Below are 12,535 nucleotides of genomic sequence, written 5' to 3' on the forward strand. Positions count from 1 at the left end.
AGACAATATGTCACAATGTAATCCATTTAAATGAATGTGGCGGCAGGCATAAACGCCCGAAGGCGGTTTTTCAACCGCCAAGCTCTTAATACCTTCTGTCATAATTTTTATACTTTTGAAGAGGGGGTTTGGTGTATTTGTGAGATTAATGCACTATATGCCCCCTCTTCTTTTTGCGCTACAAAGGTACAAAATAATTCACTAATAACCAAATAATTACGCACTTTTATCATCTCGTATGGAACTTTTTCTTCCATAGAAGGGATTAAGAGTCTGGCGGTTGAAAAACCGCATTTGCTGATCCGAGATTTGTTAAATTTTATCAACTCAGTACCAGATTATCGGAGGATGAACAAAGGCAACTGTAAGCACAAGTTGTCCGACATGCTTCTACTGGTTATTTTGGCCAGGGTATGCGGCTGCGAGACCCGCAAAGACATTGTGACCTTTGGAACGGTCCATTTGAGCTACTTGCAAGACCGCCTTGGCATTCTTGCTAAGGGATGTCCGTCAGAACCCACACTTTGCAGGATGGAAGATGGGATTGACGACGTTACTTTGGCTTCTTTGGTTTCGGCATTGTCACGAAAATACATGTCGGAGCATGATGGAACAAACAGACGGCATATCGCAATTGACGGCAAGTTCATGCGGGGTACGGAAATTGGCGACGGACGCTCTCCTGATGTTGTGACTGCTTTCAGCGTGACCGACCGGTTGCCGCTTGACACTGAAATGTGTGAGGTGAAAAGCAATGAGATAAAGGCTGTGCCCAAAATCATAGAGCGGGCTGACTACATGAATGGATGCGTTATAACTGCGGATGCCATGTCGTGCCAAAGTTCTATCATCAAAGGCATCGTCGGGAAGGGAGCTGACTATCTTATTGCGCTGAAAGCCAACCAGAAAGCAGCAAGATGGTCGGTAGAGGACGCTGTGCCTACGCTGCATCCTAACGACGAATGGAAGACGGAGTGGGAACTTGCCCACGGGAGGCTGTACCAACGCCGATGCCGTGTATATTCAGACATATCCGGTATCAAGGCGCTTGAAAAATTCCTCAATGTCAAGGCTGTGATTGCCATAGACACGCATACGATTGAAAAGAAAAGCGGAACGGAACAAAAACAGACGAGGTACTATATAACCAGTTTGGAAGAAAGGGCACAGACTTTGGATCGAATCAGCCGCATGCACTGGGGAATCGAGAACAATCTCCATTGGACGCTGGATGCAAGAATGCGCCAGGACCGCACAAAGAGAAAAGAAACAAAGTCGGCCAGAAACTTGGACTCGATCCAGAAGCTTGTTTATATCATCTACACCATAGCCTCCAAAAAGCACCTGCCAGAGACCATCAGAAAGAGGAAAGAACTCTTTAAAGTCAAGTTCTCAGCCATTGCATCTTACGCCAAGAACAGCTTGGCCTATGCTATTTCTCTTCTCAGTCTGTAGAGGTCGTTAATTTTGAGGGATATATAATAAGCCCTAAGCTACATCCAGCTTGGGTAGGGGATACTTTATCCATTGGTCATCAGACCTTTACTACAAATAGCATTTCTGCGGTAAAGCGGAGACTGAGCAACAATCATGCCATGTCAGTCTAAATTTAAATGAAAGAACCGTAAGCGATTAAGAGACTTTTAATCCGATTCATCTTCCTTTATAAGAATTACATATCAATATTCCCCTCATAAATCAACGATCCGACTTCAATCCTTATGGTCAGGCTTCCCTCTGCTATGGTCGGAACGGATACTGTAAAGTTTTCCTGTCCAAAAGACTGTCCGCTTGAAATAACTTCGTCATCATTTAACAGAGTATACGTAAACGCAACCCCTTCACTTGAAAAGACAAGAGTGTTCCCCGACAGATTACAGTATAGATTGACAGGACAACTGTTTAGTGAGGGCATCCTTGACGGTTTATTGGTGATGCTGATGGGAAGACTTGGACCTGGGGAAGAAATACAAGTCAATTGAATCTTGACTAAATTATCAAAAGAAGGTTTCTCTGATATACCGGCATGTAAGGATAACGGCAATAACATCAGCATTAAAAGTGCGATAAGTTTTAAGTTCTTTGTCATTGGAGAAAATCAATTAAAGTTAGTATTGACTGCCGCAAAGTTAAATCTTTCAATATGAAAATCCAAGTAAAAGTCGTTCCAAGTCGTTCCACTTATGCGTTTTATTCAATTTATGTTTTGTAAATAGTATATTAACAATTGATAATCAGAGTGATAGAGAAATCGTAAAAGATTATAGTCTATTTTGTGATTTTTTTTGTGAGTGAAACGAGTTGGAACGATTAACTATGAAATAATAGAATAAAATATTGTATCTTTGCCACGAATATTAATCTATAAATATGAAGAAAATCCTAGCCATAATTATTATAGCACTTGTCATGCAAGCCTTCTTCTCCTGTAATATGGATAATCACCTCACCTATAAGATGGAACAGATAAAGAAAGTCGGCGATACAAACCAAACGCTGGCATTTGCCATGATGGATTCAATAAGGGTAGAAGTAGAAAAAGCAGATGAACACACAAGGATGAAATATGACCTCCTACTACTACGGATAAATGACAAGGCATACGTTGTCCCGACTTCAGATATAATGTCAAGACAGGTAACTGCATACTTCGCAAAACATGGGTCAGAAGCAGAGAAGCAGGAGGCGTACTACTACAATGGCAGCGTGTATAGAGACCTTCGGGATGCCCCGCGCGCAATAGAGAACTTCCTTAAGTCGGTAGAAATTGCGACATTCTCTGACAAATGCGACTCGCTTATGTTGAGGAATGCATACTCTAACCTTCATTCTCTGTTCTTCTCCGTTCAAGATTACACAAACGGACTGGCATATGCAAAAAAGGAATACGAGTTGTCCCATAAGATAAATAATATGAGCCTTGATGCGATTATGCACCTGGGACTGTCGTATTCATACATGGACAGTACTAGTCAGGCCATATATGAATTTGTAGAAGCAGAAAAATTCATACGTCTTCATAATGATTATGACAAGGACTGGATGCCTTCCCTTTTGTTATGTCTCTCACATCTTGGAGAGAAGGCGGGTGCTACATCTTGTTATAATCTCATGAAAGAACATGTAAAACCATCCGAATTGAATGCATCAGACTATCTTTCCCTTGGTGAATATTTTCAAATGAAGGGAGAAGAGGATTCTGCTATCTCCTGCTATAGGCATGTCATATCAATGCCGATGAAGGAAGATAATATTTACGATGCTTCAAAGTTTCTTTTCGAAATTTATGACAGCCTGAAAAACACACAAGAGGCTATTAAATACGCGAGGGTGTATGTAAACGCAAGCGATTCCCTAGATTTGGGCAAGCGCCAGGAAATGGCGGCAACTGTCAACAACCAGTTCATGTACCACTATGATAAGCACAAGGAAGAACTTGCCAGGGAAAAGGTGACAAAGTATCATTACCTGCTTGTAATCTTGCTTATTGCAATCTTACTAATAGTCGTAACTGCAATAGCTATACATATCTTCTTGAGAAACAAGAATCTCAAAAAGACGATGGCACTAACTAGGGAACTGGATTCTTTAAAAAATGACAGGAACTCATTGCAAAGCGAGATTGACATAAAGGTTCGTGAATTGGAACATTCACGGCTGTCTCTTCATGATGCAAGCTCGGAGCTAGACAGCGTAAAAGAAAAGCTTGCAGAAGTAAATGAAGAGTTGGCAGAATCCAAAGTCAGATTAAAGGAAAGCGAGGTAGCACTTTCAGAAAAGCTCGACCAGCATGAGGCTATTATCAGACTGCTTCATAAGACGGAGTTCGAGGTAAATGCCGATGATGTAATCTATGCCGTACGCCAATCTGCCGACGGCTCAAAGAAACTGTCCGCATCGGAATGGCGGCAACTTTACCATGCTGTAGACGAACTGTATCCGGACTTCAAGAAATTAATAGTGCAGAAACTTGGTAATTTTACCGAGCAGCAAATACAATTGTGCTATCTCATGCGCATAGGACTCACCAAACCGCAGATTCAGAACATAACCAATATCCCTCACGTTACGGTTTGGCGATGGAGCAAGAAGTTCAGCTGGGCGAGTGAACAATAATGGACAGCCGTCATATCCCTTGAACTTTCCCCAAAAAAGAAGAGTTAATTTGTTTTTAAGGCGCATGGAAAGACCAGTCGCATAATTGGGACTGGTCTTTCAATTAGATTTACGCCGTAAGCACTGATTTAGTCTATACCTTATTGCTTTCAATGAATAATTTCAAGATTGCATTGATAACGTGCTTGTCGGCACTGGCTTGCCATGCTTGATGTTGAGCATCTCTATCTTACGGTAGAGGTCGTTATCAAGCCAGACCTGAGTCTCCTTTGGCTTCTTTGCCTTGGAAGCAGCGGCAGTCCGCCATAAAATGTCTGCAGCAGTCATGAATGCATCGTTAGGCAAGACTGTCTTTACCGTATTCTGCTTTAGTGCTCTATTTCCGTCATAAGATTTGACTGCCTTGTTTCTGCCATCAGATGATACTTTGGGAACAGAATTGACAGGCTGGGGCTTTACTTTTGTGCACATATTCGTTGTGCCATATTCTTTAGCACCCCACCCCACCAATCCGCATCCACGCAGGCGTCCATTTGCCTCTATCCATTGAACCAATTTATCGGCGGAGTCTGCACTATCTGCGAGAGATTACCCTCCCGCTGATTTATTCGTGCATTACATCGCTTACAGATCACACAGATTCGTTGGGCCGTGGATGTGCGTTAATGATCCCTTTGCAGGGGCGGCTTTATGACCGTCCGGTCGGTCGCCAGACCGAATTCCTTATTTCTTGGACGGCAATTTACCCTGCTATCCGCCACGACCGACTATCGTTTATTCGTAGGTTCGGACGGCCACAAACTTAACCTAATCTCATGGTTATATTTTGCGGCATCAGCGGTTTTGCAGGTTTTTCTTGCGGTTGCAAGCCTGAGGCACGAAGGCTGTTTCTTCTCCGTTGCCGGCTTGCCGAAGCTTGCTTCGGAACAAGCCGGCAACGGAGAAGAAACAATGGGCACAGCCCTTGCAAGCGCAAGTGGTTTTATTTAGTTTTTGTCAGAAGAGAGTTCGCATCCCAGCCCTCTAAAATCTACAATTTCTGCGTGGATTATCCTTCCTCTGGTTAGTATGATGATTTACTGAATCGCTGTCTGCAAAGGTACAACATATTCCACCCGATTCCAAATTTTCACAGGGTAGAAAGGAGGGTAGAAAGAGGGATAGAAAGGGGTGTAGAACCGCAGTTTAACCTTATCGGGCATAAACTTAGGTGCTCGTGAGCACCGGGTGATGGTACAGCCATTCAATAACACCGTCCCTGTCTTGGATTTTCGCCAAGGCAGGGACGGAAAGGTTTATTTGGTCGTTCTTCGGACTAAGCTAAAACAAGAACGATTCTCAACGAACGGTCATTCATCCCATGAAGCCCAAGGATTAACCTTTGAGCCGATATCGATATCATCCCCAGGCTTAACAAAGATTTCACCTTTTGTGGCCGGAGCACCATAATTCCAGTCACTACTGGGCCTTTGTGTCTTCATATCCTCGTTTTTCAGCCAGTTGTTCGCTTTCCCTTGGAGTGTAAAATTGAGAAGGTTACCCTCATGGTGTACCTGAATCAACTCTGAGGTCGGTTTTACATATTTCTTTTTCATATCACTTTCCTCCTTATTTTATCAGATACTTTTCACCATTCATAATATACGTTCCGGCAGGCAGACCGCTAAGGTCATTACTGCTTCTGACCATCTGCCCCTGAAGGTTGTAAACGCCCTTATGTCCAGCAGTCATCATGGTGTTCACAGCCTCCACAAGCTGTTCTATGCCGGTCGTACCGCCGCCATAGGAGTCGCCGCACACCTCTGCTCCTGTCAGCCAATAGGACGAGAGGTCCTCCTTTGCCGATGTGGTTTGCAGCAGCGTACCGTTGTAGTCGGAATAGGGATAGAGATAAGCGCGGAAGCCTTTGAGATAAGGCTTTTCCGTCTTACTGATGTCACCACCGGTAAGCGATTCCGGCACCACTCTCCATAGGCCATTGCCATTATCCTCCGGCGTATTCGCATCTTTCTTCGTTCCCATCACATAGCTGAACCATGGAATCTGTGTACGGTCATAGATACCCTTGAACGCAAAGGTGAAGATAGCCTTCTCCTTCTTCAGATTCTCATAGTATGCCTTATCCGACTCCGTCAGAGTACTGCTATTGAGCTTGGCTGCTGCGGCAAGCGAGTCCTTGACGGCCTGCTCGTTTGTACAGACGATATCCATAGGTTGCACAGCCTCAAACGATACATTATTAAATGTGACAGATTCATGCTCATTGTTGTCACTGAACTCCGGTCTGATAAAATATGGTCGACCGGCCTCAATGAGTTGATTGACATGACGGGTGAAATGGGCCGTGCGTGCCTCAACCTCAGCCGTTTCAGTGCCATCGAAGTTGGTGACTTCCGTATGTTTCGTCATCACCGAGTCGAATGTTATCACTTGCGCATTTTCACCAAAGACTTTCTTCACCTGTGTCTGGCTCACCGAGAACGGCAGACAGATACTTGTCCACTCATCATTCTTGAAAGAACGGTTGAGGGTGACATCGACGAAGTTAACCTCGGCATCAGCTACTGCTTTTTTATAATTATCAGCATTACTGTCCGAAATCATATTCGTGTTCTCTGTATCCTTGCCTTTTCCACCCTCATAGATGGTTTGGTCGGCAAAACCGGCACCATTGCCGCTGCCGCCATGGTTATAGATATCATCATTAGGCTTTGGCAACTCGGCTCGAGCCGCCTCAAGCGACTTACTATTAGCCGTTTGATTCTCCTGATCGATGGCAGGCCAGTGGTTGTCGGCCGTCCTCTTCATGAATCCTACCGGCTCAAAGGCATAACCGCAGAAATTCAGCTTCGAGCCCGATGCCCACACGTAATAGGTCTTTCCGGCTTTAACCTTGAAGGTGTATCTGACAAATGCCTTTGTCGGAACAACGAACGAACCGTCTTTCAGGCGAATGACAGGCTCTACATCACCAACCTTTATCTTTTTCCATGCATCTTCCACAGTTTTCTTATCGGCTATGAAATCTGGGTCATCAACGCCCTTGGCATAACTGCCCTTCCAACGCTTATCGAAGTTGAAGTCCTTGCCTGACGGATTATTTTCGTAATTGCAGCGTAGGAGTCCTTCAGTCATATAGTCCCAGTCCGGCGAACTGGCGTTTTCATTATCCGAGAATGCATCCGACATATCCTTGCCGGCGCTGCTACCCCAGATAGTGTTCTCACCCTTTCCAGAAACGAAGTCTACAGGTTTACCGGTCTCATCAACGATATACATTGCGCGTCGACGCAACTCGTTAGGCTGGTTTTCCATTTTTCTTCCCGAGTTCTGCACGATATCGGTCAGTCCGTTCTGCAGGACATACACCATCAGCGTTCCGCTCTCCTCAGGCTCAAACTTCACATATCCACCGCGGACAGGCAGGTTGAAAGTGTTTGGAGTATTGCCACTTGCAAGGTTATACTTCCATGCATATCCGTTTTCATCAACAGGGTTGTTGGTGGCGTTGGTGTTATATTTGAATCCGTCGATAGTGGCGTTGTTCATACCCACCGAGTCGATTTCGCCAACGGCTCGCCAAGCGTCACTAAGCTTTTCTTTGGTCGGGTCCATCTTGTTATAGTATGGATACGTAGTCTGGTCGGTGGGTTCCCATCCGCCGAACGTCATCCACATCCGGGTAACGAAGTTCGTCGTCGAGACCCTTGTACCAGGATCCTCACCGGTAAAGTCGGCACCAACCTTGAACACTGGTATTCCGACGATAGCCACATCAATATATGGAGCGCGCTCCACCTGACCGAGTTGCTTCGGCGTACCGTCTGTTTCAGTCTCATTTGTGCGGTTGATACCCTTCACTGAAGCACGCACACGTACACGTTTCGACGTTGTATATGTCTTACCGATAAACTGATAACCGTTCTTGACTATCAGCGCATTATTGGCCTTAGCAGCCGAACCGCCTTCAGGTGTATAAGAATTCTTCCATTCATCGTCATCCCACGTGCGAGAGAAGGTTACCTTATCCTCTTTTTTCTTGGTCACCATCGGCAGGTCGCCAGAGAACCCGTTATCGGCAAAAAGTGATGCCTTGTGCGCGGAGTTATTATCCTCACGCATAACGACATAAGCCGGTTGGAATGTCAGTCCGTGGAGAATAAACGTGTTTGCACTGGAGAAAAGATAGTAGGTATGTCCCTGCATAAGGGCATAACGGAACCTCAGATCGCCGTACATGATACCGTCCGACTCCATGAGCTTCGGTTTGTCTATCGCCGCATCTGTCGAGGAATACGTTCCATCAGCCACGGGGTCTGTGCCGACGTCGCTCGGGCGCGTAACCTGGTCGATAAGAAGGCCTCCATCTTCCGATGTCACACCGTCGGTAACATCAGCAAGATAGTAGGTTACAGGGTCTTCCTTGGTTCCATAATTACCGTCAATCTGCAGGAATCCGTTGGTGGTAGGATTGAGTTGCAGGCATCCGCCGCTGACGAGCACTCTATGGTCTACATCCGGCATCTCAACGAGATTTTCGGTTTTGGTTTCGGTTTCCGATTTGCCGAACATTGCCGCATTGGCTTTCACCACAATACCACCGTGAGGGTCGAAAATGCCGTCATAGGCGGCTGCCTGATCCTTCGCATACGGTGAAAGCATTATCTTCCAAGGGGTATCTGCGCCATTACCAAAGGTGATATTAAGACCAGGGGTCTGCTCATCCTCAAACTGTCCAGTAGCGAACTCGACCTCCTTCGTAGCATAGTCATCACCATCGTTGATAAAGTGCAACTTACCCATCTTACTTGTCCAAGCATGTTTACGGTACGGGATAGGATGCTTGTCGTCGCTGCCGTCATCGTTAACAGCATTATCGTAGACGATATTGCCATCCTTCTTCAGATAGTAGCTGTCGTCGTAGATAACTTCATAGAGCTTTCTGCCGTCGGTGACAACAACCTGATGCGTAACCGATTCAGAAGGATCCTCGAACACGCCATAGGAGATAGTATCATTCTTCCACACATCATCGTCCTCTGCCTTTCTCTTTGCAGATATCGAGATTGTTGCCGTTCCGAGATTTTCTCCTAAGCTGGTGTGAGTATCTTCATTAAACTTGATAATAGGATTGCCGCTGTCACCATTTTTTGTGACGTCCCACTTAAAATCATAGAACCGGCTGATGTCCTTACCGAACTGATCCTCAACCCACACATGCGGTTTTGGCGAGGTATCGCCTTTGCGGATGGTATACGATGCAGGGTCGACCTTCAGCGTTACAGGCTCACTTTCTACTAAATTGAACATGCTGACGCTGTACGAGCTGCGGTCCCACTTCACATGATTCCATGGGAAAACATAGTAGAACACAGGAATGTGACCAGTACCCCGGAAAACGACTTTCCAATAATCGTTACCATAGCCTTTTGTACTAATATACATAGTTCCATTAGCAAGCTCATACTCCGGACGGCCATCGGTTACCTTCTGTTTGCCATTTTCATCATAGACAGGAATCTGAATCTTAAGGTTTGACAATATTTTATCCTTCATCGAACCGACTTCCTGTACATCAATCTTTACCTGTTTATCTTTAAGGGTCTCGCCTTTAGTATATTTATATTTATCCGGTACGAAGAACCCATACCAGTATGTATCAGCGCCATTACCCTCATAACTGAGGGAGTCCTCCTCACCTGCAATGCCGTCTTGTGGAACGAAAGGTGCTTTAACTTCAAAGCGATTCAGGTTCGTCATGACATAATTCTGAGCGACCTTCACCGTAGACGGGTCTGGTATAATCTTTATCTGCGGAGCACGCTTATGAACCCTGACAACATACTCGCCGGGCTGAACAGTATAACAGTCTTTAGGGTTAACATCATAGAACACTCCATGCACGTCCTCAGCTTCCATGCCACCAGGGCGAGCGGTTATCTCCGGTTTATCTTCATAGATATTGGCAATATTATAGTCGTCATAAGACCGCTTCTTCGCTGCTGTAACCGTAACAACATAATCATCAGGCCAGGATGCCTCATTTGCCTTATTCGTAGGATTTCCATCATACAAATTCATACCATACTTGACATCGCCGATATAATCTTTCGTATAATCAGGGAAGCCATCACCTGGAAGTGTATAACCGTCAGCATTTTTGAGGTTATTACCCTTATCCAAAGGATTATTACTGTATCTATAAGACTTCTTGGCCTCGAAAGTCTGCCAAGCGGAGAATGTATAGTATTTCGTCACATCATTGCCATCAGCATCATAGACTTTAGGCTGTTGTGGCAGAGGATCGGTATGATACGGGAATTTATATTTTTCAATCATCCTCGTAGGGAACACGAGATATGTCTTAATCTTCTCTTTGTTATTGGTCGTATCATAGTATTTCACCATGACCTTAAACGACAAGGTTACACTCTTCTCTCCGCCAAAGACCGTGTTTCCGGCATTGTTCGTCTTTACCGTCATGGTGACGGGTATTTCGTCGATGTTATCCGTACTTTCCGAGGATATAGAAAATCTGGCGACCTTGACCTTATTTTCGTCTTTATCCGTCGTCTCTTTACCATCCTTGTCAACCCACACCGGTGTTATTTTTATCTTACCGGCATTGTCGCCAGTAATGGAGAAAGTCGGATTATTGATGTCGAAGTATGATGTTGCATCAATAGTCTTATCGCCAATGGCATAGGTGACCGTCAGAGGGTCAATGTCGATAGGATCGCAGACAACTTTAGTATTCTGTGGAGCCCATTGATTTTGTATTACTTTGGCAACGATGACCTTCAGCAGCCCTCCATCCGTCAGTGCATCGCCCTCAGCCGAAGCATGGACGACGAAGTTGGTAGGAGCATTAACAGTAAGGGTATAAAAGCCCGTACCGATGTTATACTTATCTTTATAAAGGTCAGAAGGTGTTGCAGTGGCAGTAACTTTCACGTTACCGGTTCCCTTACTGCCAATCTTTACGATACCGGTAAATTCGTTTACGGTCGTACCGGTCTTATCGTCAACCCAATACTTATGATTCAGGTTGTCGACGACATCGGTTTTCCCATCCTCGGCTTTGAGATAGGAACCGCCTTCAATCTTATAACTAACGCGGAAGAACTTGCGGGCACGTGCCCCCCCCACGGTTATCTGTACCGTAGGTGTGACAAAGGTCTCCTGCCCCACCGTGGCAGTAGGAGCAGAAGGCGTAAACGTAATTGTTGGGGTCTGCTTGGTGTCCTCAGCCATGACTCCTTGTACGAACACGAAGAGCTGAAGCAAAAGCAGCACCCAACATTTCTTAATAGAATATTGGCTCATAGGCACAAAATGCTTATATTTATGTTATTTAATTGATTCGTTTTTGTGTAGCTGAACAGGTTCGAAAGCATCGCGTCACTCTTGCACGATGAAAAAACTTTATATCCGAGACAGTATTGTTAACATACTCAGTCGTTTGTTTGTGCAAATATAGATATTTTTTAGAAAAAATGGTGGAGAAACTGAAATATTTTGGGAGAAAAAGTGTTTTTGGGCACATTTTATTAATATCGATGTACAATGCGTTCTGAATCACCGTATAATTCGTTATGCCACAAAAAATAAATCATGTGAACAACAACGAGAACGAACAATTAAGAATTTTCTTCCAAAAATCGGGATATAAGTCAAATATTTTAACATTAATACCCATAATTTTACAAGTAATCTTCACGTGCTCTTATCAAGCCACGGGCACATCATTATATACGCCGTTGTCTTCAGACAGTCCATACCCCAGCCTACCACCCCTGTAAACGACTATAGTATATGTCCGTTGTTAAATCTGCGAATTCTGCGAATCCCGCATGAGATCATCCTCGCACAAATTTAAATTATATTTTAGTGAAACGTAGTCTAAGATGAATTTTGATGCAAAGGTACAACATAATTTTTCCGATTCCAAATTTTCACAGGGTAGAAAGGAGGGTAGAATAAGGGATCACTTTGATAATCCATTTATAGCCAAAGTGTTGCACACATCCGCCGTAGGGATGGGGTTTATCCCCGTCCTACCGACAACGAGCAAGATACGAAGCAAATACACCGCAGCAGCGAGGGTGGGGATAAACCCCACCCCTACGGTGGCCGAGTGCTGCAACCACTTTGATAATCCATTGATAACCAAAGTGTTGCACACATCCGCCAGGACGGGGTTTATCCCCGTCCTACCAACTTACATGAGTAATAATTCTCTAATTCTTGATATTTTTCAGCGGTTGTGTCATTTCTTGAGGGTGGGGATAAACCCCACCCCTACTTGGATGTATGCCGCATTGCAGCACTCAGCCGCCGTAGAAAAGAAAGTTTGATCTTTCTTTTGCTATTCCACTCGTTTGCAGTACCTTTGCACGAAAATTAGCTAATTAAATAA

The 12,535-nt window shown here is 44.7% G+C and carries 8 protein-coding genes; 3 read left to right on the top strand and 5 right to left on the bottom strand.

The window, feature by feature from the left end; genetic code table 11:
* Nucleotides 1-107 precede the first annotated feature (107 nt).
* Nucleotides 108-257, bottom strand: a complete 150-nt coding sequence (locus LDN30_RS09510) for a hypothetical protein (protein WP_223929345.1) — start codon at nt 255-257, stop codon at nt 108-110.
* A 52-nt stretch (nt 258-309) separates the two neighbouring features.
* On the opposite strand from LDN30_RS09510, the gene LDN30_RS09515 reads away from it, so the two are divergent.
* Nucleotides 310-1,455 carry an ISAs1 family transposase gene (locus LDN30_RS09515; RefSeq protein WP_223927195.1) on the top strand — a complete coding sequence of 382 codons (1,146 nt, stop codon included), beginning with the start codon at nt 310-312 and terminating at the stop codon, nt 1,453-1,455.
* Between the two features lie 217 nt (nt 1,456-1,672).
* Here the strand turns inward: LDN30_RS09515 and LDN30_RS09520 are convergent, their stop codons facing one another.
* Entirely contained in the window at nt 1,673-2,089 is a 417-nt protein-coding gene (locus tag LDN30_RS09520; protein ID WP_223929346.1) for a hypothetical protein, read from the bottom strand.
* A 281-nt stretch (nt 2,090-2,370) separates the two neighbouring features.
* Here LDN30_RS09520 and LDN30_RS09525 point away from each other — a divergent pair, with 281 nt between their 5' ends.
* A complete protein-coding gene (locus LDN30_RS09525; protein WP_223929347.1) occupies nt 2,371-4,116 on the top strand; it encodes a tetratricopeptide repeat protein in 1,746 nt (581 codons plus the stop codon).
* A 162-nt stretch (nt 4,117-4,278) separates the two neighbouring features.
* On the opposite strand, the gene LDN30_RS09530 is transcribed toward LDN30_RS09525, so the two are convergent.
* From LDN30_RS09530 to LDN30_RS09540, 3 genes are all read right to left on the bottom strand, one after another.
* A complete protein-coding gene (locus LDN30_RS09530; RefSeq protein ID WP_223929348.1) occupies nt 4,279-4,587 on the bottom strand; it encodes a hypothetical protein in 309 nt (102 codons plus the stop codon).
* A gap of 878 nt (nt 4,588-5,465) precedes the next feature.
* Entirely contained in the window at nt 5,466-5,711 is a 246-nt protein-coding gene (locus LDN30_RS09535; RefSeq protein WP_223929349.1) for a hypothetical protein, read from the bottom strand.
* Between the two features lie 13 nt (nt 5,712-5,724).
* A complete protein-coding gene (locus LDN30_RS09540) occupies nt 5,725-11,442 on the bottom strand; it encodes a hypothetical protein (protein WP_223929350.1) in 5,718 nt (1,905 codons plus the stop codon).
* A gap of 581 nt (nt 11,443-12,023) precedes the next feature.
* Between LDN30_RS09540 and LDN30_RS09545 the strand changes: the two genes are divergently transcribed.
* Nucleotides 12,024-12,473, top strand: coding sequence for a hypothetical protein (locus LDN30_RS09545; protein ID WP_223929351.1), 450 nt, complete (start codon nt 12,024-12,026; stop codon nt 12,471-12,473).
* Nucleotides 12,474-12,535: the final 62 nt, after the last annotated feature.

The organism is Prevotella lacticifex (genome assembly GCF_019973375.1).
GTDB classification, from domain to species: domain Bacteria; phylum Bacteroidota; class Bacteroidia; order Bacteroidales; family Bacteroidaceae; genus Prevotella; species Prevotella lacticifex.